Source organism: Streptomyces sp. NPDC040545 (assembly GCF_055595065.1).
Genome location: NZ_JBVIWA010000002.1, coordinates 118,047 through 144,709 on the forward strand (window position 1 = coordinate 118,047; position 26,663 = coordinate 144,709).

At 72.6% G+C, this 26,663-nt stretch carries 22 protein-coding genes and 1 pseudogene; 13 read left to right on the top strand and 10 right to left on the bottom strand.

All coding sequences use genetic code 11. The features are described 5' to 3' along the window. Window positions 1-110 precede the first annotated feature (110 nt). From ACZ573_RS05470 to ssgD, 3 genes are all read right to left on the bottom strand, one after another. On the bottom strand, window positions 111-470 hold the full coding sequence (locus ACZ573_RS05470; RefSeq protein ID WP_471299364.1) for a hypothetical protein: 360 nt from the start codon (window positions 468-470) through the stop codon (window positions 111-113). After that, window positions 463-2,106, bottom strand: a complete 1,644-nt coding sequence (locus ACZ573_RS05475) for an ABC-F family ATP-binding cassette domain-containing protein (protein ID WP_471299367.1) — start codon at window positions 2,104-2,106, stop codon at window positions 463-465. The genes ACZ573_RS05470 and ACZ573_RS05475 overlap by 8 nt, the downstream gene beginning before the upstream one ends. Window positions 2,107-2,284: 178 nt before the next feature. Next, the gene (gene ssgD / locus ACZ573_RS05480; RefSeq protein WP_471299370.1) at window positions 2,285-2,701 is read right to left on the bottom strand and encodes a spore wall synthesis regulator SsgD; all 417 of its coding nucleotides are present in this window, start codon (window positions 2,699-2,701) and stop codon (window positions 2,285-2,287) included. 364 nt (window positions 2,702-3,065) lie between these two features. Between ssgD and ACZ573_RS05485 the strand changes: the two are divergent. Both ACZ573_RS05485 and ACZ573_RS05490 read left to right on the top strand, forming a co-directional pair. Next, window positions 3,066-3,370 (top strand): annotated as a pseudogene (locus ACZ573_RS05485) (amidohydrolase); the annotation flags it as partial. A 159-nt stretch (window positions 3,371-3,529) separates the two neighbouring features. Next, window positions 3,530-4,612, top strand: coding sequence for a WD40/YVTN/BNR-like repeat-containing protein (locus tag ACZ573_RS05490; RefSeq protein ID WP_471300598.1), 1,083 nt, complete (start codon window positions 3,530-3,532; stop codon window positions 4,610-4,612). Here ACZ573_RS05490 and ACZ573_RS05495 read toward each other — a convergent pair whose 3' ends face one another. Together ACZ573_RS05495 and ACZ573_RS05500 are read right to left on the bottom strand one after the other, a co-directional pair. Then, entirely contained in the window at window positions 4,613-5,140 is a 528-nt protein-coding gene (locus ACZ573_RS05495; RefSeq protein WP_471299373.1) for a GNAT family N-acetyltransferase, read from the bottom strand. A gap of 251 nt (window positions 5,141-5,391) precedes the next feature. Continuing rightward, window positions 5,392-5,691 (bottom strand): YciI family protein, encoded by a 300-nt coding sequence (locus tag ACZ573_RS05500; RefSeq protein WP_471299376.1) that lies wholly within the window; start codon window positions 5,689-5,691, stop codon window positions 5,392-5,394. A 26-nt stretch (window positions 5,692-5,717) separates the two neighbouring features. On the opposite strand from ACZ573_RS05500, the gene ACZ573_RS05505 reads away from it, so the two are divergent. Beyond that, the gene (locus ACZ573_RS05505) at window positions 5,718-6,395 is read left to right on the top strand and encodes an endonuclease V (RefSeq protein ID WP_471299378.1); all 678 of its coding nucleotides are present in this window, start codon (window positions 5,718-5,720) and stop codon (window positions 6,393-6,395) included. An 85-nt stretch (window positions 6,396-6,480) separates the two neighbouring features. Here ACZ573_RS05505 and ACZ573_RS05510 read toward each other — a convergent pair whose 3' ends face one another. Beyond that, window positions 6,481-7,680, bottom strand: coding sequence for a saccharopine dehydrogenase family protein (locus tag ACZ573_RS05510; protein ID WP_471299381.1), 1,200 nt, complete (start codon window positions 7,678-7,680; stop codon window positions 6,481-6,483). A 318-nt stretch (window positions 7,681-7,998) separates the two neighbouring features. Here ACZ573_RS05510 and ACZ573_RS05515 point away from each other — a divergent pair, with 318 nt between their 5' ends. From ACZ573_RS05515 to ACZ573_RS05535, 5 genes are all read left to right on the top strand, one after another. Next, window positions 7,999-9,156, top strand: a complete 1,158-nt coding sequence (locus tag ACZ573_RS05515; protein ID WP_471299386.1) for a CaiB/BaiF CoA transferase family protein — start codon at window positions 7,999-8,001, stop codon at window positions 9,154-9,156. Next, window positions 9,156-10,181, top strand: a complete 1,026-nt coding sequence (locus tag ACZ573_RS05520) for an LLM class F420-dependent oxidoreductase (protein ID WP_471299389.1) — start codon at window positions 9,156-9,158, stop codon at window positions 10,179-10,181. Before ACZ573_RS05515 ends, ACZ573_RS05520 begins: the two co-directional genes overlap by 1 nt. 82 nt (window positions 10,182-10,263) lie before the next feature. Continuing rightward, on the top strand, window positions 10,264-11,406 hold the full coding sequence (locus ACZ573_RS05525; RefSeq protein ID WP_471299391.1) for an acyl-CoA dehydrogenase family protein: 1,143 nt from the start codon (window positions 10,264-10,266) through the stop codon (window positions 11,404-11,406). A 92-nt stretch (window positions 11,407-11,498) separates the two neighbouring features. Further along, window positions 11,499-12,713, top strand: a complete 1,215-nt coding sequence (locus ACZ573_RS05530) for an acetyl-CoA C-acetyltransferase (RefSeq protein ID WP_471299394.1) — start codon at window positions 11,499-11,501, stop codon at window positions 12,711-12,713. A gap of 51 nt (window positions 12,714-12,764) precedes the next feature. Beyond that, the gene (locus ACZ573_RS05535) at window positions 12,765-14,936 is read left to right on the top strand and encodes a 3-hydroxyacyl-CoA dehydrogenase NAD-binding domain-containing protein (RefSeq protein WP_471299397.1); all 2,172 of its coding nucleotides are present in this window, start codon (window positions 12,765-12,767) and stop codon (window positions 14,934-14,936) included. Window positions 14,937-14,997: 61 nt separating this feature from the next. On the opposite strand, the gene ACZ573_RS05540 is transcribed toward ACZ573_RS05535, so the two are convergent. After that, window positions 14,998-15,228 (bottom strand): hypothetical protein, encoded by a 231-nt coding sequence (locus ACZ573_RS05540; RefSeq protein ID WP_471299400.1) that lies wholly within the window; start codon window positions 15,226-15,228, stop codon window positions 14,998-15,000. Window positions 15,229-15,250: 22 nt separating this feature from the next. Continuing rightward, the gene (locus ACZ573_RS05545; RefSeq protein WP_301364828.1) at window positions 15,251-15,994 is read right to left on the bottom strand and encodes a MerR family transcriptional regulator; all 744 of its coding nucleotides are present in this window, start codon (window positions 15,992-15,994) and stop codon (window positions 15,251-15,253) included. An 85-nt stretch (window positions 15,995-16,079) separates the two neighbouring features. On the opposite strand from ACZ573_RS05545, the gene ACZ573_RS05550 reads away from it, so the two are divergent. Together ACZ573_RS05550 and ACZ573_RS05555 are read left to right on the top strand one after the other, a co-directional pair. Then, window positions 16,080-17,921, top strand: coding sequence for an AMP-dependent synthetase/ligase (locus ACZ573_RS05550; protein WP_471299403.1), 1,842 nt, complete (start codon window positions 16,080-16,082; stop codon window positions 17,919-17,921). A 217-nt stretch (window positions 17,922-18,138) separates the two neighbouring features. Then, the gene (locus tag ACZ573_RS05555) at window positions 18,139-18,717 is read left to right on the top strand and encodes a hypothetical protein (protein ID WP_471299406.1); all 579 of its coding nucleotides are present in this window, start codon (window positions 18,139-18,141) and stop codon (window positions 18,715-18,717) included. A 93-nt stretch (window positions 18,718-18,810) separates the two neighbouring features. Here ACZ573_RS05555 and sph read toward each other — a convergent pair whose 3' ends face one another. Next, window positions 18,811-19,800 carry a sphingomyelin phosphodiesterase gene (gene sph, locus ACZ573_RS05560; protein WP_471299410.1) on the bottom strand — a complete coding sequence of 330 codons (990 nt, stop codon included), beginning with the start codon at window positions 19,798-19,800 and terminating at the stop codon, window positions 18,811-18,813. Between the two features lie 130 nt (window positions 19,801-19,930). On the opposite strand from sph, the gene ACZ573_RS05565 reads away from it, so the two are divergent. Continuing rightward, window positions 19,931-20,827 carry an oxygenase MpaB family protein gene (locus ACZ573_RS05565; protein ID WP_471299413.1) on the top strand — a complete coding sequence of 299 codons (897 nt, stop codon included), beginning with the start codon at window positions 19,931-19,933 and terminating at the stop codon, window positions 20,825-20,827. A gap of 69 nt (window positions 20,828-20,896) precedes the next feature. On the opposite strand, the gene ACZ573_RS05570 is transcribed toward ACZ573_RS05565, so the two are convergent. Further along, window positions 20,897-22,444, bottom strand: coding sequence for a M1 family metallopeptidase (locus ACZ573_RS05570; protein WP_471299416.1), 1,548 nt, complete (start codon window positions 22,442-22,444; stop codon window positions 20,897-20,899). A 569-nt stretch (window positions 22,445-23,013) separates the two neighbouring features. On the opposite strand from ACZ573_RS05570, the gene ACZ573_RS05575 reads away from it, so the two are divergent. Both ACZ573_RS05575 and ACZ573_RS05580 read left to right on the top strand, forming a co-directional pair. Beyond that, complete coding sequence (locus tag ACZ573_RS05575) at window positions 23,014-23,877, top strand: SCO6745 family protein (RefSeq protein ID WP_471299418.1); 864 nt, start codon at window positions 23,014-23,016, stop codon at window positions 23,875-23,877. A 92-nt stretch (window positions 23,878-23,969) separates the two neighbouring features. After that, window positions 23,970-26,423, top strand: a complete 2,454-nt coding sequence (locus ACZ573_RS05580; protein WP_471299421.1) for a Tex family protein — start codon at window positions 23,970-23,972, stop codon at window positions 26,421-26,423. Window positions 26,424-26,663 lie beyond the last annotated feature (240 nt).

Consider the following 26,663-nt stretch of genomic DNA (forward strand, 5'->3'; position numbering starts at 1 on the left):
GAGGGGTTTGAGGGGCCAAAATCACGCCAGCAGGTGGTTTGCCGGCCCCCGTTTTGACGGAAGAAATCGATTCCGCTTCGCCGGGCGCGCGCCGATCCGGCCCTCGCCGCTCACACGCAGGCAGGCCGATGTGGGTCGAGCGCGGGTGCGGGACCCAGCTCGAAGGAGCAGATCTCCATCCCCGCGAACGAGGTGTGCCCGCGGTCGAGCTGAAGCCGGACGAGCGGGGTGTCCCCGTCGTCGAGATGGATCCAGGCGCTGTCGGCGCGGTCCGAGGGTGCCGTATGGAGGTAGTTGCAGGTCCGGCCGCATGCGCACCAGCCGTGGAACCGCAACCGCGCCACCGCCTGCGCCAGGGCCGGCTCGCCCTCGGCCGCCAGCTCCGACGCGAGAAGCGACACCAGCGCGGGATAGACGTCCGCGAGCAGCGGCAGGGGTGCCCTCGCCCCCGCCGGCCCGGTCTCAGTCACTCGACCACAGCTCCTCCCGGACCTCCTCGGCCGTCGTCGGCCGCAGCTCGCCGTCCAGCAGGAGCCATCGGGTGATGCCGATCGACTCCAGGAACGGCACGTCGTGGCTCGCCACCACGAGTGCGCCCTCGTACGACTCGAGCGCGTCGGTCAGCTGCCGCACGCTCGACAGGTCCAGGTTGTTCGTCGGCTCGTCCAGCATGAGCAGCTGCGGAGCCGGCTCTGCCAGCAGCAGGGCCGCCAGTGCCGCCCGGAAGCGTTCGCCGCCCGACAGCGTGCCGGCCGGGCGGTCCGCGCGGGCGCCGCGGAACAGGAAGTGCGCGAGCCGGGCCCGGATCAGGTTGTTGGTGGCCTGCGGGGCGAACCGCGCCACGTTCTCCACCACCGAACGGCTCTCGTCCAGTACGTCGAGGCGCTGCGGCAGGAACCGCGTCGTCACATGCGCCACCACCGCCCCGGACACCGGCGGCAGCTGCCCCGCGATCGTGCGCAGCAGCGTGGTCTTGCCCGAGCCGTTGCGGCCCACCAGGGCGATCCGCTCCGGCCCCCGCAGCTCCCACTCGCCCCGTACGGCGGCTCCGTGGGCCAGGCGCAGATCGCTCAGGGTCAGGACCTGCCGCCCCGGCGGGACCTGGGTGGCGGGCAGCTGGATCCGGATCTCGTCGTCGTCGCGCACCGCCTCCACCGCCTGGTCCAGGCGTTCCTTCGCCTGCGCCAGCTTCTCGGTGTGCATGATCCGGTGCTTACCCGCGGACTCCTGGGCCGCGCGCTTGCGTGCACCCATCACGATCTTCGGCTCGCGCTTGTTGTCGTACATCTTCTGCCCGTACCGCTTGCGCCGCGCCAGTTTGACCTGGGCGTCCGCCAGTTCGCGCTTCTGACGCTGTACGTCGGCCTCCGCGACCCGGACCATCCGCTCGGCGGACTCCTGCTCGGCGGCGAGCATGTCCTCGTAGGCCGTGAAGTTGCCCCCGTACCAGCGGACTTCGCCGTCACGCAGGTCGGCGATCTGATCGACCCGCTCCAGCAGTTCCCGGTCGTGGCTGACCAGGAGCATCACCCCGGACCAGGACTCGACCGCCGCGTAGAGGCGGCTGCGGGCCCGCAGGTCCAGGTTGTTGGTGGGTTCGTCCAGCAGCAGGACGTCGGGGCGGGCGAGCAGCAGGGCGGCCAGCCGCAGCAGCACGGACTCGCCGCCCGAGAGCTCGCCGACGGTACGGTCCAGGCCGATCCGGGCGAGTCCGAGCTGGTCGAGCGTGGCCAGGGCCCGCTCCTCCACGTCCCAGTCGTCGCCGACGGCGGTGAAGTTCGCCTCGGTGGCCTCGCCCGCCTCGATGGCGTGCAGCGCGGCCCGGGTCGTGTGGATGCCGAGCGCCTCGTCCACGCGCAGCGCGGTGTCGAGAGTGACGTTCTGCGGGAGGTAGCCGACCGAGCCGGCGACGGAGGACTGGCCTTCGGTCGGGGTCAGTTCGCCGGCGATCAGCTTCAGCAGGGTGGACTTCCCGCAGCCGTTGAGCCCGATCAGGCCGGTGCGGCCGGGGCCGACGGCGAGTTGGAAACCGTCGAAGACGGGAGTGCCGTCGGGCCAGTCGAAGGACAGGGCGGAGCAGGTGATGAAAGAAGGGGCGTTACTCATGGAGGCCTCCAGGTTGCGTGAGTGGTGCGTGCAACGCGGGGAGACAGCCGACGGCTCAGCCGTGGGGCGTGGTGGTCGGTGTCTCGAACCTCAGACGAGCAATGTCCTGCTCCGTTTCGACGGTGATGGGCCGTCTTCGAAGCTACGGGCGGCCGCAGCCGCCCGCAAACCAATTAACTCAGCAGGTGTCGCGCATCAGCTCGGCCAGGCTGTGGTCCATGTCCAGGTAGAGGTGTTCGAGGCCGGGCGGCGCCACGGTCGCCGTCCGCTCCAGGAATCGGTGCAGCTCGGCCGTCAGCATCAGCACGATCGCGACGCCCTCCGTCGCGTGGAACTCGATGGTGGTCCGGTCGCCGTCGTACGGGCGTACGCGTACGTCGCCGCAGCCCGACGGGCGGTCCAGCCCGGACTCCAGCAGCTCGCGCGAGAAGGTCCACGAGACCTCGACGCCCTCCAGCGTGGCCGGGGCGGGGAACGCCATGCGCACGGCGAACGGATCCGCGCGGTCGTAGCAGAGGGTGACGGGCACGGTCTCGACCTTCGGCGCGGTGGCGACCAGACGGGCCTGTGCGGCCTGCTCGATGACAGTGATCAAGGCTCACTCCCTTGCGGCGGATCTGCTGCCGGACAGTGGGGTGGGCCCGGCAACCCGATAGACGCCGGAATCGGCAATTCCGTGCATGGGCCGTTGAGTGAGCTGTGTCACCGATTGGCTTGAACCAATCCGTGTGATCGCACAGAGTGACCGGACGGCGGATGTGCCCGAAGGCGGCCCCGATCCGCGGCGGGTCCCGGGCGCCTCGGAGAAGGGCTGGTTACCGATCACTCCACAGGCGTAAGGGTGCGCATCAAGGCCGCACAGAGGCTGGCGGAGACGACCATGCCGACGAGCAGGGAGAGGTCGAGGCCGCCCAGGGCCGAGGCGATCGGCCCGGTGGAGAGCGTGTCGACGCAGAGGGGACGCGGCCGGCCGGCCCACCGGCCTGCTCCTGGAGGACGCCGCCTGCGCACTCGTCGAACGCGTCGCCCCGCGGCCCACCCGCGAGGAGCGCCGCGACCGGCCGGCGGCCGCCCTGCGCAGGATGGCCGGGCCGCCGGGCCGACCGGCGGCCACGCCATGGACGCGAACGGGGACAGCCTCGCCTTCTGCACCGAACTCGGCGCGGCGGGCCGACTGCCGCCGCGCCTGCGCGTCGCACCCTGGTGCCAGCCCGGCACGGGCACCGGCACCGGCACCGGCACCGACGCCGTACGCGCGCTCCTCACCGCCGTCGACGGCGGCGTGACCCATCGCGACGCGAGCCTGTGACCTGAGAACGAGGGCGGTGACAGGTGCAGCGGCAGGGCCGGAAGGCGCTCTGGACGGCGTATCCGGGGTGCGTTAGCTTCCGGCGCCATGAGACTTCTGGAACTCGGAATCGGCATGTGCGCGGCAGCCCTGGTCGTGGGCGTACTGGCCGCCCCCGCCCAGGCCGATGCGGCCCCGGCCCCCGACCCGGCGCCACTGGCGCAGGACTTACGCGGCGCCGGCTGGGCGCTGAAGGACACCGGGAAGGACGTACGCTTCCGCGGGCTCGCGGCGGTCGGCCGCAGCACGGCCTGGGTGGCCGGTTCCAAGGGGACCGTACTGCGCACGGTGGACGGCGGCCGCAGCTGGCGTGACGTTTCGCCGCCCGGCGCGGTCGCGGAGGCCCTGGAGTTCCGCGACATCGAGGCCTTCGACGCGCGGCGCGCGGTGGCCCTGTCCATCGGGGAGGGCGAGGCCTCCAGGGTGCTGCGCACCGAGGACGGCGGAGCCACCTGGACCGAGACCTTCCGCAACCCCGACCCGCGCGCCTTCTACGACTGCCTCACCTTCTTCGACGCCCGGCACGGCCTGGCGATGAGCGATCCGGTGGACGGGAAGTTCCGCATCCTGGCCACCGACGACGGCGGACGGAACTGGCGGGTCCTGCCGAACGCGGGCATGCCCGAGGCGCTGCCCGGCGAGGCGGGCTTCGCCGCCAGCGGCCAGTGCCTGGTCAGCTCCGGCCCGCGCGACGTCTGGCTGGCCACGGGCGGCGGGGCGCAGGCCCGCATCCTGCACTCCGCGGACCGCGGTCTGACCTGGAGGGTCGCCGAATCCACCGTCCCGGCGGGCGATCCGGCGCGCGGGGTCTTCGCCCTCGCCTTCCGGGACCGTACGAGGGGACTCGCGGTCGGCGGTGACTACCGCACCGGGCAGGCCTCCCCGCAGGCCGCGGCCGTGTCCGCCGACGGGGGACGCACCTGGCGCCAGGCGGCGACGCCGCCGCCGGCCTACCGATCGGGCGCGGCCTGGTTCCCGTACGGCGGGGGGACGGCGCTCGCGGTGGGGCCCACGGGCACCGATGTGACCACGGACGGCGGCCGCAGCTGGCGCTCCCTGGACGCGGGATCCTTCGACACGGTCGACTGCGCGGCGGACACGGGATGCTGGGCGGCGGGGGAGAAGGGACGGGTGGCGCGGCTGGAACGGCGGCGCTGATCAGCCCGTCGGAGCGGTTGCGGGAGCGGGCGGAGCGGGCGGAGCGGCCGGGGGCGCCGGGGCGGTGACGAGGTCCATGCCCGGGTAGCGCCCGGCGGTGAAGCCCGCAGCCCGGTAGACGGGCTCGCCGTCGGGGCTGGCATGCAGCTGGACGTAGTGGATGCCGATGCCGTCGAGCCAGGCGACCAGCGCGTCGACGATCCGGCGGCCGTGGCCGCGCCCGCGGGCGGGCGCGTCGGTGACGATCCCGTCGAGGTAGCCGCGCCGGCCGTCGGTCCACCGGGGGCCGGGCAGGTGGTAGGTGACCCAGGCCATGCCGGTGGCGAGCAGCGGTTCGCCGGGAGCCCCGCCGACGACCAGGCAGTGCATGTCGGGACGGTCGCCGACGCGTTCGAGGAACCAGGCGCGGGCGACCTGCCGCCAGGCGGCGTCGGCGGGCCCGGGGTCGACCCCGAGGGCGTCGAGGGCGATGGCGCGCAGGCGTATGAGCTCGGGGACATCGGCGGGAACGGCGAGGCGGGGCTGCATGGACACTCCGGCGGGCAGGGGCGGTCGAGCGGGTCGAGAGGGGTGCGGGCGGGCCGAGACGGGGGTGCGGGCGGCCCGAGCCCGCCGAACGGGCCGGACCACGGGCGGAGGAGAGCGGGCCGGCCGGGCGGCGATGGCGGCCAGGGCCGGCGCCGTCCCCGCGCGTCCGGTGCCGTCGCCGGAACGGCCGCCGGGTCGCGGCGTCCGGTGCGTCTTCCCGGCCGCCGCCGGGAGGGGCCCGGAGATACCCCCTAGGTGATGGGGTTCTCCCGCACCGTCGACAGGTCCGCCGAGGTCTTCGTGGCGAGGAACTCGGTGATGGTGTAGTCGCACACGCCCGCCACCGTGAAGGGGTCCTCGGCCGCGATCCGCTCGATCTCGGCCCGGGACACCCCGCCGGCCAGGATCACGCCCCCGTCGCGCGGGACCTTGCGCCCCGACGCGAGGAAGACGCCGGCGGCGTAGTAGCCGTCCAGCCAAGCGATGTGAGCGTCCATCTGTTCTTCGACGGACTCGACGGGGGCGGTGTAGGTGAGCTCCATGACGAACATGATCGCCAGGCTACTCTCGCTCCATCATGACGAGTGTGAAGACCCCCGCCGACGAGGCCGAGGCCCGGGCGATACAGGACGAACTGCGCCATCAGGTCGTGCTCACCGAGCCCGGCCCGCCACCCGGCCGCGGCCTCGTCGCGGGCGTGGACGTCGCCTACGACGACGCGCGCGACCTGGTCGCCGCCGCGGCCGTGGTGCTCGACGCCGCCACCCTGGAGGTCGTCGAGGAGGCCACCGCCGTCGGGCACGTCAGCTTTCCCTACGTGCCCGGGCTGCTCGCCTTCCGCGAGCTGCCGACCGTACTGGCCGCCCTCGACTCCCTGAAGGCAGAGCCCGGCCTCGTCGTCTGCGACGGCTACGGCCTCGCGCACCCCCGCGGCTTCGGCCTCGCCTGCCACCTCGGCGTGGTCACCGGGCTCCCGGCCATCGGCGTCGCGAAGAATCCGTTCACCTTCACCTACGAGGAACCGGGCGCCCGGCGGGGCGACGACGCCGCCCTGCTCGCGGCCGACGGGGCCGAGGTCGGGAGGGCGCTGCGCACGCAGGACGGGATCAAGCCGGTCTACGTCTCTGTCGGCCACCGGGTCTCGCTGGACAACGCCTGCGCGCACGCCCTGGCGCTGAGCCCGCGCTTCCGGATCCCCGAGACCACCCGCCACGCCGACTCCCTGTGCCGCAGGGCGTTGCGGGAGGCCTCCTGAGGCACCCGCCCGGCGGGCACCCGGCTTACGGGCACCCGCCTGGCGGGCACCCGGCCTACGGGCACCCGGCCGGCCCGCCCGCCCGTCAGCGGGCGTCCGCCACCCGGAAGGTGATCCCCGCCTTCTGGAGGCGGGCGATCAGGGCGTCGCCCATCGCCACGGCCGTCGTCAGCTGACCGGCCGCCTCCGGGAGGGCGTCGTGGGCCAGGCAGAGCGCCGACTCGGCCAGCATCTTCGCCGTCTCGCCGTAGCCGGGGTCGCCGCCCGCGACCTCCGTGAGCACGCGTCGGCCGCCGCCCTCGCCCACGAACCGCACGGTGAACCAGCTGCGCGCGCGGCGTTCCGCGTCCGGCCCCCGGCCCGGCTCCCAGCGGTTCATCAGCCACCGCCGGGCCGGCGGCACCTGGGCCAGGGCCACCGTCGCGCCCAGCGCCGCCGTACCGCCCACCGCGACGGGCAGGTGTTTGACGGAGGCGTAGTGCCGGTAGCGGAAGTCCGGCCCGTACCGCTCCAGCGCGGCCGCCGACCGCGCCACGATCCGCGGGTCCAGCGAGGGCAGCGGCAGCGCCCAGGTCCCGGTCTCCGGGCTGAACCGCGGTGCCCCCACCGGCCCGCGCGCCCGCCGCCCCAGCAGGCGGGGCTCGTGGAGCCGACGGGCGTGCGCGGCCGCCAGGGTCTGGGGGCCGCGGCTCAGCGCGGTCAGCGCGGAGGCCAGGGTGCCGCCGGAGAAGAAGGCGTTGGACCGCATGAACCCGTCGACCGCCAGCGGGACCCCCTGCGGCAGCTGCCGGACCGTGAAGTACGCCCCGAGGTCGGCCGGGATCGAGTCGAAGCCGCAGGCGTGCACGATCCGGGCCCCGGTCTCCCGGGCCCGTGCGTCGTGCTCGACGTACATGCGGTCCACGAACTCCGGCTCGCCGGTGAGGTCCACGTAGTCCGTGCCCGCCTCGGCGCAGGCGGCCACCAGCTCCGCCCCGTACCAGATGTACGGGCCCACCGTCGTGGCCAGCACCCGGGTGGACGCGGCCAGCTCGCCCACGGCCGCGGGGTCCTGGGCGTCGGCCCGCAGCAACGGCAGGCGCGCGCACGCCGGATCGATCGCGGCCAGCCGTTCGCGCAGCCGCTCCAGCTTCGCGGTGTCCCGGCCGGCGAGGGCCCACCGGCAGCCGGCGGGCGCGTGCGCGGCGAGGTACTCGGCGGTGAGCGCGCCCACGAACCCGGTGGCGCCGAACAGTACGACGTCGTAGGCGCGTTCCGGCCGGTCGTGCGGGACAGTTGCGTTCATGAACGGCTCCTCCCAGGGGGTTCGGTGGCCGAGGCTAGCGTGATGCCCGGCCGCCGGTGCGAGCGGGTGCGGCACGCCTGGCCGGGGAGCACGATGCCCCGGCGCCGGACACCCCGGCGCCGGACACCCCGGCGCCGGACACCCGCGGCCGGACACTCCGGGGCCGGGCGATCCGCCGGGAGCCCCGCACGGGGGCTTGTGTTCGATGGAACACGTTCCTAGCATCACTGGTGTTACATCAGTTGTGTCACATAGCCGCACACCACGCACACCGCGCACACCGCGCACACCGCGCACACCAGAGCCGCTGGGGGCCCGATGGCAGTGACAGGGAACGGGAACCGGGAAGCGAGCGGGCCCGGCCCGCTCGCCGGGGTGCGCGTCGTCGAACTGGCGGGCATCGGCCCCGGACCGTTCGCCGCCATGCTCCTCGCCGACCTGGGCGCAGACGTCGTACGGGTGGACCGGCCCGGCGGCGGCGGACTCGCGGTCGATCCGGCCTACGACCTCACCAATCGCGGCAAACGCTCCGTCCTGCTCGACCTCAAGTCCGCCGACGGGCCCGCCCGCGTCCTGGACCTGGTCGAGCGGGCCGACGTACTCGTCGAGGGCTTCCGGCCCGGGGTGGCCGAGCGCCTCGGCGTCGGACCGGCCGAGTGCCACGCCCGCAATCCGAAGCTCGTCTACGGCCGGATGACCGGCTGGGGCCAGGACGGCCCGCTCGCCCAGACCGCCGGGCACGACATCGCGTACATCGCCGTCACCGGCGCCCTCGGCATGATCGGGAAGCCGGGAGAGCCGCCGGCCGTCCCCGCCAACCTGGTCGGGGACTACGCGGGCGGCTCGCTCTACCTGGTCATCGGGGTCCTCGCCGCCCTGCACCACGCCCGCGCCACCGGCACCGGCCAGGTCGTCGACGCGGCCATCGTCGACGGCACCGCCCACCTCACCGCCATGATCCACGGAATGATGGCGGCGGGCGGCTGGCAGGACCGCCGCGGGGCCAACCTCCTCGACGGAGGCTGCCCCTTCTACGGCACCTACGAGACCTCCGACGGCCAGTACATGGCGGTCGGCGCGCTGGAACAACAGTTCTACGACACCTTCGTGGAGCTCCTCGGCATCCAGGACCAGGCCCCGGCCCGCAAGGACGTCGCCCGCTGGGGCGAGCTGCGGGAGGCCGTCGCCGCGCGCTTCAGGACCCGTACCCGCGCGCAGTGGACGGCCGTCTTCGAGGGGAGCGACGCCTGCGTGGCGCCCGTGCTCTCGCTGCGCGAGGCCCCCGGCCACCCGCACCTCGCCGCCCGCGGGACCTTCACCGACTTCGGCGGGATCGTCCAGCCCGCGCCCGCGCCGCGCTTCTCGGCGACGCCGGGCGCCGTCACCACGGGCCCGGCGCAGCCGGGAGCGCACGCCGAGTCGGTCGCGGCCGACTGGGACGTGCCGGCCCTGCTCGGGAAGGCGGAGGAGAACTGATGGAACTGTCCATGATGCTCGACTACGCCGGGGACCCGCGCCGGGCCGCCGAGCAGGCCGCCGCGCTGGAGTCGGCCGGGCTCGACGCCGTGTGGGTGGCCGAGGCCTGGGGGTTCGACTCCCCGACGATCATGGGCTATCTCGCCGCCCGCACCGAGCGGCTGAAGATCGGCTCGGCCATCCTCAACGTCTACTCGCGCACCCCCGGCCTCATCGCCCAGACGGCCGCCGGCCTGGACGCGCTCTCGGGCGGCCGGGCGCTGCTCGGTCTCGGCGCCTCCGGCCCGCAGGTCGTCGAGGGCTGGCACGGGATGCCCTACGACAAGCCGCTCGGCCGCACGCGCGAGACGGTCGAACTGTGCCGGCGCATCTGGCGCCGCGAGACGATCGACCACCACGGCATCACCGACATGCCGCTGCCGCCCGAGAAGGGCGGCCGGCACGGCAAGCCGCTGAAGATCCTCACCCGGCCGGTCCGGCCCGAGATCCCCGTCTACATCGCCTCGCTCGGCCCGGCCAACGTCCGGCTGACCGCCGAGATCGCGGACGGCTGGCTGCCCACGCTCTTCATCCCGGAGAAGGCCGCCGCCGTGTGGGGCGGCCCGCTCGCCGAGGGGACGGCCAGGCGCGCGCCGGAGCTCGGCCCGCTGCAGACCGTGGCGGGCGGCCTGCTCGCCATCGGCGACGACGCGGCCGCCGCACGGGACCTCGCGCGCCCGCAGATCGCCCTGTACGTCGGGGGGATGGGCGCGGTCGGCAAGAACTTCTACAACGACCTGGCCGTGGCCTACGGGTACGAGGAAGAGGCCCGCCGGATCCAGGAGCTGTACCTCGCCGGCCGCAAGCGCGACGCCGCCGCCGCCGTCCCGGACGAATTCTGCGAGCTGATGACGCTCTGCGGGCCCGAGGGCTACGTACGCGAGCGCGTCGAGGCCTTCCGCGAGGCCGGCGTCACCATGCTCAACGTCACCCCGGTCGGCCCCGACCCGGCCAAGCTGATCGAAACCGTCAAGAGCTGGCTCTGAGCGGGCCGGGCGCGCCCGGACGCCGACCCCGGCCCGCTCCCTCACCCACCCGGATCCACCCCGACCCGCTGAAGGGGCCCCGATGCAACGACGCATCTTCGACGCCGACCACGAGGCGTTCCGCGAGACCGTACGCACCTTCCTCAGCAAGGAGGTGCTGCCGCACTACGAGCAGTGGGAGAAGGACGGCATCGTCAGCCGCGAGGCCTGGCGGGCCGCGGGCCGGCAGGGGCTGCTGGGCCTCGCCGTGCCGGAGGAGTACGGCGGCGGTGGGAACCCCGACTTCCGCTACGCCGCCGTGATCGCCGAGGAGTTCACCCGCGCGGGCGCCCCCGGGCTGGCCATCGGCCTGCACAACGACATCATCGGGCCCTACCTGACCTCGCTCGCCACCGAGGAGCAGAAGCGCCGCTGGCTGCCCGGCTTCTGCTCCGGGGAGACCATCACCGCCATCGCGATGACCGAGCCGGGCGCGGGCTCCGACCTCCAGGGGATCCGGACCACCGCCGAGGACCACGGCGACCACTGGGTGCTGAACGGCTCCAAGACCTTCATCTCCAACGGCATCCTCGCCGACCTGGTGATCGTGGTCGCCAGGACCACCCCCGAGGGCGGGGCGCACGGCCTGTCGCTGCTGGTCGTCGAGCGCGGCGCGGAGGGCTTCGAGCGCGGCCGCAACCTCGACAAGATCGGCCAGAAGTCCCAGGACACCGCCGAGCTGTTCTTCAACGACGTCCGCGTCCCGAAGGAGAACCTGCTCGGCGAGCTGAACGGCGCCTTCGTCCACCTGATGACCAATCTCGCGCAGGAGCGGATGGGCATCGCGATGGCCGGCATCGCCGCCGCCGAGCACCTGCTGGAGATCACCACCCAGTACGTCAAGGAGCGCGAGGCCTTCGGCCGGCCGCTGGCCAAGCTGCAGCACATCCGGTTCGAGATGGCGGAGATGGCCACCGAGGTCGCCGTCACCCGGACCTTCCTCGACCGCTGCATCACGGACCACACGAACGGCGAACTGGACCACGTGCACGCCTCTATGGCCAAGTGGTGGGCCACCGAGCTGCAGAAGCGCGTCGCCGACCGCTGCCTGCAACTCCACGGCGGCTACGGCTACATGACCGAATACCGGGTCGCCCGGGCCTTCACCGACGGCCGCATCCAGACCATCTACGGCGGCACGACCGAGATCATGAAGGAGATCATCGGCCGTTCGCTGCTCGGCTGACCTCCCCCGGGACACCTCACCCGGGACACGTCCCCCGCGCCACCTCCCCCTCTGGACACCTTCCCCTTGGACACCTCCGAAAGGCTTGACCAGTGAGCACCGAAGCTTACGTATACGACGCGATCCGCACCCCGCGCGGCCGCGGCAAGGCCAATGGCGCCCTGCACGGCACCAAGCCGATCGACCTGGTCGTCGGACTCATCGACGCCCTGCGCGAGCGCAACCCCGGCCTGGACCCCGCCACCATCGACGACATCGTGCTCGGCGTCGTCGGCCCGGTCGGCGACCAGGGCTCCGACATCGCCCGTATCGCGGCCATCGCCGCCGGCCTCCCGGACACCGTGGCCGGCGTCCAGGAGAACCGCTTCTGCGCCTCGGGCCTGGAGGCCGTCAACCTGGCCGCCGCGAAGGTCCGCTCCGGCTGGGAGGACCTGGTCCTGGCGGGCGGCGTGGAGTCCATGTCCCGCGTCCCCATGGCCTCCGACGGCGGCGCCTGGTTCGCCGACCCGATGACCAACTGGGACACCGGCTTCATCCCGCAGGGCATCGGCGCCGACCTGATCGCCACCATCGAGGGCTTCTCCCGGCGCGACGTCGACGAGTACGCGGCCCTGTCCCAGGAGCGCGCCGCCGCGGCCATCAAGGACGGCCGCTTCGCGAAGTCCGTGGTCCCGGTCACCGACCGCAACGGCCTGATCGTCCTGGACCACGACGAGTTCGTCCGCCCCGGCACCACCGCCGACACCCTCGCCAAGCTGAAGCCCTCCTTCGCGGACATCGGCGAGCTCGGCGGCTTCGACGCGGTCGCGCTGCAGAAGTACCACTGGGTCGAGAAGATCGACCACGTCCACCACGCGGGCAACTCCTCCGGCATCGTCGACGGCGCCTCGCTCGTCGCCATCGGCTCCCGCGAGGCGGGGGAGCGCAACGGGCTGACCCCGCGCGCCCGGATCGTCGCGGCGGCCGTCTCCGGCTCCGAGCCCACCATCATGCTCACCGGCCCCGCCCCCGCCACCCGCAAGGCCCTCGCCAAGGCCGGGCTGACCATCGACGACATCGACCTCGTCGAGATCAACGAGGCCTTCGCCGGCGTCGTCCTGCGCTTCGTCAAGGACATGGGCCTGTCCCTCGACAAGGTCAACGTCAACGGCGGCGCCATCGCGCTCGGCCACCCGCTCGGCGCCACCGGCGCGATGATCCTCGGCACGATCGTCGACGAGCTCGAGCGCCAGGACAAGCGCTACGGGCTCGTCACCCTCTGCGTCGGCGGCGGCATGGGCGTCGCCACCATCGTCGAACGCCTCTGATCAGCCCTGTTCCCCCTGCCCACCGGACCTTCCGAAACGAAAGCAGTGACCATGAGCGAGTCCACCACGATCCGCTGGGAACAGGACGAGACCGGCGTCGTCACCCTGATCCTCGACGACCCCGACCAGTCCGCCAACACGATGAACCAGGCCTTCAAGGACTCTATCGCAGGCGTAGCGGACCGCGCCGAGGCCGAGAAGGACTCCATCCGCGGCATCATCTACACCTCCGCCAAGAAGACCTTCTTCGCGGGCGGCGACCTCAAGGACATGATCCGGCTCCGCCCCGAGCACGCGCAGATCGCCTTCGACACCGGCACCGAGATCAAGCGCTCCCTGCGCCGGATCGAGACCCTCGGCAAGCCCGTCGTCGCCGCCATCAACGGCGCGGCCCTCGGCGGCGGTTACGAGATCTGCCTCGCCTCCCACCACCGCGTCGCCCTCGACGCGCCCGGCTCCAAGATCGGCCTGCCCGAGGTCACCCTCGGCCTGCTCCCCGCCGGTGGCGGTGTCACCCGTACCGTGCGCCTGATGGGCATCGCCGACGCGCTGCTCAAGGTGCTGCTCCAGGGGACCCAGTACACCCCGCAGCGCGCCCTGGACAACGGCCTCGTGCACGAACTGGCCTCCACCCCCGAGGAGATGCTGGCCAAGGCCCGCGCCTTCATCGACGCGAACCCCGAGTCGAAGCAGCCCTGGGACGTACCCGGCTACAAGATCCCGGGCGGCACGCCGTCCAACCCGCGGTTCGCCGCCAACCTCCCGGCCTTCCCGGCCAACCTGAAGAAGCAGCTGAACGGGGCCCCGTACCCGGCCCCGCGCAACATCCTGGCCTGCGCCGTCGAGGGCTCGCAGGTGGACTTCGAGACCGCCCTGACCATCGAGGCCCGCTACTTCACCGAGCTGGTCACCGGCCAGACCGCCAAGAACATGATCCAGGCGTTCTTCTTCGACCTCCAGGCCGTCAACGCGGGCCGCAGCCGCCCGCAGGGCGTGGAGCCCCGCAAGGTGCGCAAGGTCGCCGTCCTCGGCGCCGGGATGATGGGCGCGGGCATCGCCTACTCCTGCGCCCGCGCGGGCATCGAGGTGGTCCTGAAGGACGTCACCGCCGAGGCCGCCGCCAAGGGCAAGGCGTACTCCGAGAAGCTGCTCGACAAGGCGCTCTCCCGGGGCCGGACCACCGAGGCCGAGCGCGCCGAGCTGCTCGCCCGGATCACCCCGACCGCCGACGCGGCCGACCTCGCGGGCTGCGACGCCGTCATCGAGGCCGTCTTCGAGGACACCTCCCTCAAGCACAAGGTGTTCCAGGAGATCCAGGACGTCATCGAGCCGGACGCGCTGCTGTGCTCCAACACCTCCACGCTGCCCATCACGGGCCTCGCGGAAGGGGTGTCGCGGCCGGCCGACTTCATCGGGCTGCACTTCTTCTCGCCCGTGGACAAGATGCCGCTCGTGGAGATCATCAAGGGGGAGCGGACCGGCGACGAGGCCATCGCCCGCGCCTTCGACCTCGTCCGCCAGATCAACAAGACCCCGATCGTGGTCAACGACTCGCGCGGCTTCTTCACCTCCCGCGTCATCGGCCAGTTCATCAACGAGGGCGTCGCGATGATCGGCGAGGGCGCCGAGCCCGCCTCGATCGAGCAGGCCGCCGCCCAGGCCGGTTACCCGGCCAAGGTGCTCTCGCTGATGGACGAGCTCACCCTCACCCTGCCGCGCAAGATCCGCAACGAGAGCCGCAAGGCCTTCGAGGCCGAGGGCAAGCCGTGGACCGAGCACCCCGCGGACGCGGTCATCGACCGCATGGTGGACGAGTTCGGCCGCCCCGGGCGCAGCGGCGGGGCCGGCTTCTACGAGTACGACGAGTCCGGCAAGCGCGCCCGCATCTGGCCGGGCCTGCGCGAGCACTTCGCCAAGCCGGGGTACGAGATCCCGTTCGAGGACATGAAGGAGCGGATGCTCTTCTCCGAGGCCCTGGACACCGTCCGCTGCCTCGACGAGGGCGTGCTGACCTCGATCGCCGACGCCAACATCGGCTCCATCATGGGCATCGGCTTCCCGGCCTGGACGGGCGGCGTGATCCAGTACATCAACGGCTACGAGGGCGGCCTGGCCGGCTTCGTGGCCCGTGCCCGCGAGCTCGCCGACACCTACGGCGCCCGCTTCACCCCGCCGGCCTCGCTGGTCGCGAAGGCGGAGCGCGGCGAAACCTACGCGGACTGATCCCGCCGATCCCGCGACGGCCCCGGGCCCGCCCGTGAACGGGCCCGGGGTGTCCGTCCTTTCAGTCCTCGAATGCGGCCGGGCGGGCGAACAGCCCGTGCTGGCGCGCGCCGTCCGGGGCGGACCAGCCCGCAAGGATCCGCCCGGGTACGCCGTCCCCGGCGGGGGCGGGACCGCCGCGCAGCACGCGGTACACGGTCAGGGCCGGCACCGGGCTTTGCCGCATGACCGGGCCCACGGTGACCAGGCTCGCGTCGGTGGTGTCGGTGACCACCATGAACTCGATGCCCACCTCACCCAGCTCCGCCCCCGGTTCATCCCCCGGGTTCCGGCTCCGGCTCCGAGGCGAACGCCGCCCGCAGTTCCTCCCGTAGCGACCGCTGGAAGGCCGTCACCAGCGCCTGGACCACCATCGGCTGCATGTGCGCCGACAGCGCCTTCATCGACTCCACCCGCTCCGGATCGCTCTCGCCCTCCGTGAACGGCCCCCACACCTCGTCCCGGAACAGCGCCGTCAGTTCGTGCGCCGCCGACCTGGCGTGCTCCATCAGCACCCTGCGCGCCGCCAGGATCGTCTCGTGGGCGATCGGCACGTCGAGCAGCGCGACCCCCAGCCGCAGCAGCCCCACGTCCACCCGGAACCCGTCCCCCGAGGCGGCGAGCACGTTCATCGCCGTCAGCCGCCGGACATCGGTGTCCGACAGGCTCCGCCCCGCCCGCTTCTCCAGCTCCTCCCGCGACGCCTCCTGGGCCGCGTCCGGTGCCCAACTCGCCACCATCGCACGGTGGATGGCCAGGTCGTGGGCGCTCAGATCGTCGGGCAGCGCGTCCAGATAGCGCTCGATGGCGGACAGGGTCATGCCCTGGTGCTGCAGCTCCTCGATCAGTGCCAGCCGGGACAGGTGTTCCGGCCCGTAGTGCCCCACCCGACGAGGGCCGATCACGGGAGGGGGCAAAAGCCCGCGGGTGCTGTAGAAACGAACGGTGCGCACGGTGACGCCCGCCCTGGCCGCCAGCTCGTCGACGGTGAGCATCGGCTCGGGTGCCTGGTCGGCCATCGTCTGCGCCTCGCTCTCTGCTCCACAGCTTGGGTTCAACAGTATTGCTGTCGCACCAACGATGTGAAACGGCCAGGAGCTGCCCATGACCACGAACCTGCGACTGCCCGGACGACCCGAAGAGATCACCCTGCCGGCCCTGCTGGCCCGCAACGCCGCCGAGTACGGGGAGCTCCCCGCCCTCTCCTGGCGGGCCGGCCGCGACGCCGCCGAGTGGACGACCCTCACCTGGAGCGAGGTGCGCCGCCAGGTCTCCGTCCTCGCCTCCGGATACACCGCCCTCGGCGTCGAGCGCGGCGAACACGTGCTGATGATGATGGGCAACCGCCCCGAGCACTGGCTCAGCGACCTCGCCCTCGTCCACCTCGGCGCCGTGCCCGTCACCGTGTACGGGACCTCCGCGCCCGAGCAGATCGCCCACATCGCCCGCCACAGCCGGGCCCGGATCGCCGTCGTCGAGGGCGCCCGCGAACTCCTGCGGTGGGAGCCGCTGCTGGCCGCCCCGGACGTGCCCCTGGAGCGTCTGGTCGTGGCCGAGGCCGCCGAGGCCGGCGGGCACTCCACCTACGGCTCCCTGTACGCCGGCGGGGCCCGGCTCCACCGCGCCGACGCCTTCGAGAAGGCCTGGCAGGAGACCCACCCCGAGGACCCGCTGACCGTCGTCTACACCTCGGGCACCACCGGTGACCCGAAGGGCGTACGGCTGACCCACCGCAACCTCATGCTCCAGGCGATCCGCCTGGACCGGCACGTGGACCTGCCCGAGCACGCCGAGCACATCTGCTACCTGCCCTTCGCGCACATAGCCGAGCGGGTCCTCGGGATCTACCTGCCCCTGCTGCGGGCCTCGCACGTCCGGCTCTGCGCCGACCCCGCCGCCGTGTCGGGGGCGGTCCGCGAGCTGCACCCGGTGCAGTTCTTCGGCGTACCCCGGGTCTGGGAGAAGCTCGCCGCCTCGGTACGCGCCGTCCTCGCGCAGCTCCCCGAGGCGCAGCGCGCAGCCATCGAGGCCGCGAACGACCTGGCCCGCGCCCGGGCCGGCCACCGAGAGCGCGGCGAGGAGGTGCCGGCCGCGCTCGAAGCCTCGTACGCCGGGGCCAAGGAGCAGGTGCTGGACCCGCTGCTGCGGCTCGCGGGCATGGACAAGCTGATGTGGACGGCCAGCGCCACCGCGCCGATGCCGATCGACGTGGTCCGCTTCTGGGCCGGCTGGGGCATCACCATCATGGACGCCTGGGGGCTCACCGAGACCTCGGGCGTGTGCACGGTCAACAGCCCGGACGCCTTCCGGCTCGGCTCGGTGGGCCGCCCGATCGAGGGGCTGGAGCTGAGGCTGGCCGAGGACGGGGAGATCCTCACCCGCGGGGCGACCGTCTTCGGCGGCTACCTGCGGCCGGACGGCTCGGTGGAGAGCGCCGCGGACACCGAGGGCTGGTTCCCGACGGGGGACATCGGCCGGGTCGACGAGGACGGTTTCCTCTGGCTGACCGACCGCAAGAAGGAACTGATCATCACCTCGAACGGCAAGAACGTCTCACCCGCCCTGGTGGAGAACACCGTCAAGGAGCATCCGCTGATCGGCCAGGCCCTGGTGCACGGCGACGGCCGCTCCTACCTCGTCGCCCTGCTGGTCCTGGACCCGGAACTGGCCCCGGTCTGGGCCGCCGCCCGGGGCATCGAGGCCGCCTCCCCGTCCGACCTCGCCGCGCACCCCGCCGTCCGGGAGGAGATCGCCCGCGCGGTGGCCGCGGCCAACGCCCGGCTCAACCGGACCGAGCAGATCAAGCGCTACCGGCTGCTGACGGAGGAGTGGGGCCCCGAGACCGGGGAACTCACCCCCTCGCTCAAGCTCCGCCGCCGCGTGGTCCGCGACAAGCACGGCGCCCTGATCGACGGCCTGTACGAGGAGCCGCACGAGTCCGCGTAGCCCGGGCGGTTCCGGTCCGGTGGGCGTCCGACCGCCCACCGGACCGGGGCATTCGGGAAGGCCGACAGTGCCCCGGCCGTCCGGCCCCGGGCCGCCTGCCGCGTAGTTGCGGCCTGCTCGCTCCCGTGCTGCCCTTGTAGACGAGGGACTCTGCGACGCGGGGCACCGAGACGGTGTCGCAACTGTCGATTGAAGGCTCACCATGCGTTGTTCGCGGATGCTGGCCACCATCGGTTCGACCGTACTCCTCGGGGCGACACTGACCGGTTGGAGCGGTGGAGCCGCCGATTCGAGTGCCCGAGCCGCGCTCCGGAGCACGGCTGCCGTGGCCGCCGCGCCGGGGGAGATGCTCACGGCGCAGGACGCGGAACGCGTTCTGGGGGACCCCGTGTCGGTGGACACGACCGAACCCGCCAAGGTGCCCGAGCTCCCGGGGTGTCCCGCATACGCGAAGGCGGCGCAGAACCCTGATCAGCGCGTGGCCTACTCCTCCGACACGGCGCAACTCTGGGAACTGGTCGTGGCCGAGGGAGCCGACACCCAGAACCTGGAGGACTTCCGCAGCTGTTCGAGGCACGTGGCGAAGGACGGCACGGCGATCGACGTCCGGTTCGTGCCCGCGCCCGGCGGTCCCGGCAACGTCGATGGGACCATCAGGGTCGCCGATCTGGAAGTCCGGATGCAGGCCAGGGTGGTCGACGGGGACAACGTCGAGATCATCGTGACCGGAGTCGACGAGAAGGCGGCCGACAAGGCCATGGCGCTCGCCGTGGCCCGGTACCGGGGCACGCCCTAGAGGGGCGCGGCAGGGCCCCTGGCCGAAGGGCGTGGGGCGTCCCCGGGCGCCGCGGTGGCGGGGCGGTACCCGGGGATGGCCGGTAGCGCCGGCCTAGCGTCCGATCAGCGGGTAGTGGTCGGAGAGGTTGGTGTAGGTGTAGGAGGTGCCCCAGCTGGAGACCGTCCAGGGCGCCGACTGCTCCTTGACCACGTTGTTCTCCCAGCCCGCCGGGCGGGCGTTGCCCTTGCGGTAGAGGACGTAGTCCAGGTCCTCGCGCGGGTCGGTCGGGTAGCGGTAGTTCGCTATCGAGTTGAGCGCGGTGTCGAAGGAGTACGGGTGCCCCGTGCGGCTGTCGGAGCCGGCGAGGTCGGCGTTCGCCAGCAGGCTCGCGTACTCGGGGGTGCGCGAGTCGACGTTGAGGTCGCCCGCCACGATGACCTGCTCGTTCGCCGGGATGTTCTTGCCGTCCAGGAAGGCGTCGATCGCGCGGAACTGACGGGCGCGCATGTCCGCCGCCTCGCCCGCGCCGCAGCCCGGGTCGGTGGACTGCGCGTGCGTGCCGACCACGTGCACCTTGGTGCCGTTCACGTTCAGGACGACGTAGGCGAAGCCCTTGTTGGACCACCAGTCGGCGCCGCAGGCGTCCTTGTAGACGACCTGCTCCTTGCGGACGATCGGCCACTTGCTGAGGATCGTGACCCCGCCGTCCTCCGGGGTGGTGGCGGAGTACGCGCCGCCCGTGGCGTCCCAGCCGCTCTTGCTGCGGCCGACGACCGGGGTCTGGTACGGGTACTGCGCGGCGGAGTTCGCCTTCAGCGCGTCCGAGGAGCTGTTGTCGAAGGCCTCCTGGAGCACGACCACGTCGTGGCCCTGGTAGAAGGACGCCTTGGGGATCTCGGCGGCCCGATGGTCCTGGCCCCAGTTCGGGTACAGGTTCTTGCTCATCAGGAACACGTTGTACGACAGGACGCTGAGCCGCGGGGCGGCGGCGGTCTCCGCGGCCGAGGCGGCAGGCGCGGTGGCGGCGGCCAGTGCGCCCGCGGCGACCGCGGCGACGGCCGTGGCGGCGGCGCGGCGCGAGCGGGGCGAGGAAAGCAGCATGAAGGTCTCCATCATTCCTGCGGGGGAAGATCGACGCCGTCATACAAGCAGCAGCAGTTACCTCTGGGTAACACCCGTGCAGAGACTTTCTGTCCGTGAGACGGCCGTCCGGTGCTCGCATACTTGTCATATGACCAAGACGGACTCAGCACACCCCGCCGGGCCTGCGGCCACGCGCCGCACCGACCCCGAGCCGCCCCCGCCCGGCGGCGTGCTGTGGACCATCGCCGGTGACGTCAGGGCCCTGCTGATGCTGCCCGCCGCCTTCACCATGCAGGTTGCCCACCCCGCGATCGCGGCCGGTGTCGACGAGTACTCCGTCTTCCGCACCGACCCCTGGGGCCGCGGCGAGCGCTCCCTGCGCTCGGTCCAGCTGTGGGTGTACGGCGGCGAGGAGGCGGCCGAGGAGGGCCGCCGGGTGCGCCGCCTGCACAAGGACATCCAGGGCACCGACACCCGGGGCCGCCGCTATCACTCCCTCGACCCCGCCTGCTACGCCTGGGTGCACGCCACCGGCTTCCCGGTCTACCTGTACGCCGGGCGCTACCTGCTGCGCCGCTTCACCCCCGCCCAGGAGCGGCAGCTCTACCAGGAGTGGCTCCAGGTGGGGCGGATCCTCGGCCTGCACGACCGGGACATGCCGCAGAGCATCGAGGAGTACTGGACCTACTGGGGCCGGATGCTGGCCGAGGAGATCGAGCCCACCGCCGTCGCCCGCGAGCTGATCTCCACCGAGGTACGGCTGCCCCGGCCGGAGGCCGGCTCGCCCGCCGTGCGCCTGCTGCTGAGGCTCACCTGGCCGGTGCTGCGGGCCGCGTTCCTGCGCCTGCGGGCCTTCGTCACCGTCGGATACATGCCGCCCGAGGCCCGCGCCGCGATCGGGCTGGAGTGGAGCCCGGCCCAGGAGCGCACGCTCCGGCGGTTCAGCACGGCCGTACGGATCCTCGTACCGCTGCTGCCGGAGCGGCTGCGGTACCTGCCCATCGCCTACCGGGCACGGGCCGCGTGGCATGCGGGAGGCCGCTGACGGCCCCGGGACACACGGGCCCCCGCCGGATGCGGGAGCCCGTGCGCGGTGCGCGGGGCCGGCGCGGACTCAGTGCCGGTGGCCGGGCCCGGAGCCGTGCTCGGTGTCGTGGATCGTGTTGGTCTCCGCGATCTTCTTCCAGGACCTCGGCTCCGCGGCGGGCTTCGCCGGGGCGGCGGACCGCGGCGAGCGGGCCGAGAGCCCCGCCGCCGACGGGTTGAGGGCCGAGGCCTCCGGCTTGCCCGGGGTGTAGAGCCAGGTCTCGAAGAGCTGCGCGAGGGGCTTCTTCGAAACCTTCTCGGCATACCGGACGAAGTCCCCGACCTTGGCGTTGCCGTAGGCCCGCTCGGTCGGCCAGCCCTTCAGGATCTCGAAGAACTTCTCGTCGCCGATCTCGTTGCGCAGCGCCTGCAGGGCGATGGCCCCGCGGTCGTAGACAGCGCCGTGGAACTGGTTCTCCGGACCCGGGTCACCCGGCTTGACCTGCCAGAACGCGTCCTCGGCCGGGCGCAGGGCGTAGGCCCAGTCGGCCAGCTCCTGCGCCGTGCCCTCGCCCTCCTTCTCCGACCACAGCCACTGGCTGTAGCGGGCGAAGCCCTCGTTGATCCAGATGTCCTTCCAGCCCTCGACGGACACGCTGTCGCCGTACCACTGGTGCGCCAGCTCGTGCACGACCACCGAGACGTTGGCTCCGCCCCGGAACTGCCCTGGTCCGTAGAACGGCCGCGTCTGGGTCTCCAGCGCGAATCCGGCGGTCACGTTCGGCACGTAGCCGCCCAGCGCGTTGAAGGGGTACGGCCCGAAGACACCCTCCAGCCACTCGGCGACCTCGCCGGTCCGCTCCACGCTCGCGCGGGCCGCGCCCGCGTTGTCGCCGAGGTCCTTGCTGTACGCGTTCAGGATCGGCAGCCCGCTCGCCGTCTTGTCGGTGGTGATGTCGAACTTGCCGACGGCGAGGGTGGCGAGGTAGGTCGCCTGCGGCTTGTTGGAACGCCAGTTGTACCGGGTCCAGCCGAGCCGCGAGGTCTGGGACTGCAGCACGCCGTTGCTGATCGCCTGGGTGCCGTCGGGCACGTTGACCGAGATGTCGAAGGTGGCCTTGTCCAGCGGGTGGTCGTTGCTCGGGAACCACCAGACCGCCGAGTCGGGCTCCTGCGCCGCGACACCGCCGTCGGGCGTGCGCTGCCAGGCCGTCCAGCCGTCCACCTTCAGCTCGGAGGGCTTCCCGGCGTACTTGACGACGACGGACAGCGGGGTGTTGCGCGCCAGCGGCTTCGCCGGGGTGACCTCCAGCTCGTGGGAGCCGGACGTGGCGAACTTCGCCTTGACCCCGTTGACGCGGATCTCGCTGACCTGGAGGCCGAAGTCCAGGTTGAAGCGGGACAGGTCCTGCTTGGCGGTGGCCAGCAAGGTGGCCGTGCCTTCCAGGAGGTCGGTCTTCGGCTGGTACTGCAGGCGCAGGTCGTAGTGCGACACGTCGTATCCGCCGTTGCCGCTGGCCGGGTAGTAGGGATCGCCGATACCCGGGGCGCCCGAACCCGAACCCGCCGCCGACGCCGGGATCACCAGCAGGAGGGAAGCGGCGAGCACGCTCGGGGCGATGACTTTGCGGTGCACGAATGGCTCCAAGTGGTAGGGGAGACAGATCGGTTCACAGAGTGGTCCAAGGCCTTGTGGCTCGACCGTATTCACCCGCGGCGGCTCAGGTCATGTCCATGGCCCCTGCTGTCACGCGATCGCCATGTGTCCGAAATCCGTGTCCGCCGGGTGCGGGCCGCGTCGGGAGCGGGTATCCCTGCCGCTGCATCAGATCCGCCCCGCACGGCCCGGGTACGTCCGTGAGACGTTCGCCGGACGAGCCGTGGTCCGCTTCCGCCCGGCCGCGGATTGGCGTGAGGCAGTCGGTCCGGGCCTCCTGCGCGAGCTCGACCGGCACTGCCGGGACCCGGGATGCCCGCGGCGAAAGGGCGCGGGGGCGGTGCGCTCCCGTGGCCCGCACGCCCACCGCGTACCCGGCCGCCTCCGCACCCTGCCGCGCGCCGGCCAGACCCTTGCCCGGAAGTCCACGAGCTGTGGCAGTGCCTTCCCCGCCGCTTCCTCCGGAGCCTTCCCCATCACCGGGTGAGACCCGGGCCACCCGGCTCCGCCCCTACCCGGCATACCGAACAGTCGGTAACCTGCCGTGCATGACGCTTCCCCTGCTCGCCGCCCGTCGCTGTTGGCATGCTGCGATCAACCCGCTGCACGCGACGATCTACTTCTCACCGGATCTCGGCAAGGAGCTCGCCACCCTCGGGATCAAGGACCCGGTCGCCGTCAACCTCGCGAGCCGTTCCGCCGCCATGGGCGCCGTCGGCCCCGGCACGGTGACCGCCACGTTCTACAACTACCGCCACGACCTGATCGCCCGGCACCTGCCGGCCGTGTGGGACACCGCCACGCCCGAGCAGGTCCTCGCCGCCCGGCTGCGGGCCGCCGACAGCACCCTGCGCCGGCTCCTCGGGCCCGAGGCCATCGGCTCGCCCGAGATCGCCGAGGCCGCCGACCTGGCCATGCTCGCCACCGAGGGCTGCACCCGGCACGCCCGCACGCTCTACGCCGCCCACGCCGACCTCCCCGTACCAGACGCACCGCACCTGCGCCTGTGGCACGCCACCACCCTGCTGCGCGAGCACCGCGGCGACGGCCACCTCGCCGCCCTGCTCCTCGCGGGCCTGGACCCGGTGGAGGCACTGATCAGCCACACCGCCACCGGCCGCGGCATGTCCGCGAAATGGATCAAGGCCATCCGCGGCTGGGAGCAGTCCGACCTGGACGCCGCGACCGAGCGGCTGCGCGAGCGCGGCATCCTCGACGCCGACGGCGAGCTCACCGACGAGGGCAAGGCCGTGCGCGAACGCCTGGAGACGGAAACCGACCGCCTCGACGCGGCCCCGTACGAGCACCTGGGCGAGGAGGGACTGGCCCGGCTCGCCGAACTCGGCGGTGCCTTCGTCGCGAAGGCGATAGGCGCCGGGGCCTTCCCGCGCGACCTCTTCGGCCGGGCCTGACCGGCGGGCGGGCAGGGTTCCCGCCGTCCGCCACCGCCACCTGCCACAATTGGCAGCCTTCCAGTGCAAACGAAGGCAGGCGGGACCCGATCGTGACGACGTCCATCGAAGGCAGGATCGCCGAGGAGCTCGGCGTACGGGAGCGGCAGGTCAAGGCCGCCGTCGAGCTGCTCGACGGCGGCTCCACCGTGCCGTTCATCGCGCGCTACCGCAAGGAAGCGACCGAGATGCTCGACGACGCCCAGCTGCGCACCCTCGAGGAGCGGCTGCGGTATCTGCGGGAGCTGGAGGACCGCCGCGCGGCGGTCCTGGACTCCGTACGGGAGCAGGGCAAGCTCACCGACGAACTGGCGGCGCGGATCGCCGCGGCCGACACCAAGGCCCGGCTGGAGGACATCTACCTGCCCTTCAAGCCCAAGCGGCGCACCAAGGCGCAGATCGCCCGCGAGGCCGGCCTGGAGCCGCTCGCCGAGGGCCTGCTGGCCGATCCGTCCGTGGAACCGGCCGCCGCCGCGGCCGCGTTCGTCGACGCCGACAAGGGCGTCGCCGACCCGGCGGCCGCCCTGGAGGGTGCCCGCGCCATCCTCACCGAGCGGTTCGGCGAGGACGCCGACCTGATCGGTGAGCTGCGCGAGCGCATGTGGGCCCGCGGCCGGCTCGCGGCGAAGGTCCGTGAGGGCAAGGAGGAGGCGGGCGCCAAGTTCGCCGACTACTTCGACTTCGCCGAGCCGTTCACCGCGCTGCCCTCGCACCGCGTCCTCGCCATGCTGCGCGGCGAGAAGGAAGACGTCCTCGACCTCACCCTGGAGCCGGAGGAGCCTGGCGAGGTCCCCGGCCCGTCCACGTACGAGGGCATGATCGCCCGCCGCTTCGGCGTCGGCGACCGCGGCCGTCCCGGCGACAAATGGCTGGCCGACACCGTCCGCTGGGCCTGGCGTACGAAGATCCAGGTGCACCTCGGCATCGACCTGCGGATGCGGCTGCGCCAGGCCGCCGAGGACGAGGCGGTACGGGTCTTCGCGTCGAACCTGCGCGACCTGCTGCTCGCGGCGCCCGCCGGCACCCGGGCGACGCTCGGCCTGGACCCGGGCTTCCGTACCGGCGTGAAGGTCGCCGTCGTGGACGCGACCGGCAAGGTCGTGGCCACGGACGTGATCTACCCGCACGTGCCCGCCAACAAGTGGGACGAGTCCCTCGCCAAGCTCGCCCGGCTGGCGAAGGAGCACGCCGTCGAGCTGGTCGCCATCGGCAACGGCACGGCCTCCCGCGAGACCGACAAGCTGGCCGGGGACCTCATCACGCGCCACCCGGAGCTGAAGCTCACCAAGGTGATGGTCTCGGAGGCGGGCGCCTCCGTGTACTCGGCCTCCGCCTTCGCCTCGCAGGAACTGCCGGACATGGACGTGTCGCTGCGCGGCGCGGTCTCCATCGCCCGCCGCCTGCAGGACCCGCTCGCCGAACTCGTCAAGATCGACCCCAAGTCGATCGGTGTCGGCCAGTACCAGCACGACCTCTCCGAGGTGAAGCTCTCGCGCTCGCTCGACGCGGTCGTCGAGGACTGCGTGAACGGCGTCGGAGTGGACGTCAACACCGCCTCCGCGCCCCTGCTTTCGCGGGTGTCGGGCATCAGCGGCGGCCTCGCCGAGAACATCGTGGCCCACCGCGACGCCAACGGCCCCTTCCGCAGCCGCAAGGGGCTCAAGGACGTGGCCCGGCTCGGCCCGAAGGCGTACGAGCAGTGCGCGGGCTTCCTGCGGATCCGCGGCGGGGACGACCCGCTGGACTTCTCCAGCGTGCACCCCGAGGCCTATCCGGTGGTCCGGGGCATGGCCAAGACGGCGGGCAGCGAGGTGGCGGCCCTGATCGGCAACTCGGGCGTGCTGCGCTCGCTGCGGCCCGAGCAGTTCGTCACCGAGGCCTTCGGTCTGCCCACCGTCACGGACATCCTGCGCGAGCTGGAGAAGCCCGGCCGTGACCCGCGCCCCGCCTTCAAGACCGCCACCTTCAAGGAGGGCGTCGAGAAGATCGGTGACCTGGCCCCCGGGATGATCCTGGAGGGCGTGGTCACCAACGTGGCCGCCTTCGGCGCCTTCATCGACATCGGCGTCCACCAGGACGGGCTGGCCCACGTCTCGGCGCTGTCGAAGAACTTCGTCAAGGACCCCCGGGACGTGGTCAAGCCGGGCGACATCGTCCGTGTGAAGGTCATGGACGTGGACATCCCGCGCAAGCGGATCTCGCTGACCCTGAGGCTGGAGGACGAGGCCGGGGCGGAGCGCGGAGCGGGCGCTCCCCGGCAGCGCGAGGACCGTCGGAGCGGCGGTGGTGGCGGCGGTGGCCGTCCGCCGCAGCAGCGCGGCGGGTCCGGTACCCGCGAGGGCGGCCGCAACCAGGGCCAGGGCGAACGCGGCCAGGGCGGTCAGGGCGAGCGCGGCCAGGGCCGCCGGCAGGGCGGCGGCAGCGCCCCCGCTCCCGCCAACAGCGCGATGGCCGACGCCCTGCGCCGTGCGGGCCTCACCGCCCCCGAGGAGCGCCGCAAGAAGTAGGAGCCGTCAAGGGTGTCTTGCAGCCACCCGGCGCGTGCCGGTCTTCGCGCGAAGTGGCCGAATAGCTTCCCCACCTGGGGACTTGCCTTGCCAACTCCCGTACAAGATCTGTAGGCATGGTGGAACGCCCGTTCGTCACTCGGCGGACGGGCTTCCGCGTTTTCCCCTCAGGACCGCATTCCCCGAGGCCGCCTCGAAGGCACAGGACGTCATGCCCATGCCCACACACGCCTACCACCG

Bases quoted from the DNA above. Each gene is read 5' to 3' on its own strand.
- ACZ573_RS05475 (WP_471299367.1), bottom strand. From the start codon at position 2,106: ATGAGTAACGCCCCTTCTTTCATCACCTGCTCCGCCCTGTCCTTCGAC.
- ACZ573_RS05490 (WP_471300598.1), top strand. From the start codon at position 3,530: ATGTGCGCGGCAGCCCTGGTCGTGGGCGTACTGGCCGCCCCCGCCCAG.
- ACZ573_RS05495 (WP_471299373.1), bottom strand. From the start codon at position 5,140: ATGCAGCCCCGCCTCGCCGTTCCCGCCGATGTCCCCGAGCTCATACGC.
- ACZ573_RS05500 (WP_471299376.1), bottom strand. From the start codon at position 5,691: ATGTTCGTCATGGAGCTCACCTACACCGCCCCCGTCGAGTCCGTCGAA.
- ACZ573_RS05505 (WP_471299378.1), top strand. From the start codon at position 5,718: ATGACGAGTGTGAAGACCCCCGCCGACGAGGCCGAGGCCCGGGCGATA.
- ACZ573_RS05510 (WP_471299381.1), bottom strand. From the start codon at position 7,680: ATGAACGCAACTGTCCCGCACGACCGGCCGGAACGCGCCTACGACGTC.
- ACZ573_RS05515 (WP_471299386.1), top strand. From the start codon at position 7,999: ATGGCAGTGACAGGGAACGGGAACCGGGAAGCGAGCGGGCCCGGCCCG.
- ACZ573_RS05520 (WP_471299389.1), top strand. From the start codon at position 9,156: ATGGAACTGTCCATGATGCTCGACTACGCCGGGGACCCGCGCCGGGCC.
- ACZ573_RS05525 (WP_471299391.1), top strand. From the start codon at position 10,264: ATGCAACGACGCATCTTCGACGCCGACCACGAGGCGTTCCGCGAGACC.
- ACZ573_RS05535 (WP_471299397.1), top strand. From the start codon at position 12,765: ATGAGCGAGTCCACCACGATCCGCTGGGAACAGGACGAGACCGGCGTC.
- ACZ573_RS05545 (WP_301364828.1), bottom strand. From the start codon at position 15,994: ATGGCCGACCAGGCACCCGAGCCGATGCTCACCGTCGACGAGCTGGCG.
- ACZ573_RS05550 (WP_471299403.1), top strand. From the start codon at position 16,080: ATGACCACGAACCTGCGACTGCCCGGACGACCCGAAGAGATCACCCTG.
- ACZ573_RS05555 (WP_471299406.1), top strand. From the start codon at position 18,139: ATGCTGGCCACCATCGGTTCGACCGTACTCCTCGGGGCGACACTGACC.
- sph (WP_471299410.1), bottom strand. From the start codon at position 19,800: ATGCTGCTTTCCTCGCCCCGCTCGCGCCGCGCCGCCGCCACGGCCGTC.
- ACZ573_RS05565 (WP_471299413.1), top strand. From the start codon at position 19,931: ATGACCAAGACGGACTCAGCACACCCCGCCGGGCCTGCGGCCACGCGC.
- ACZ573_RS05575 (WP_471299418.1), top strand. From the start codon at position 23,014: ATGACGCTTCCCCTGCTCGCCGCCCGTCGCTGTTGGCATGCTGCGATC.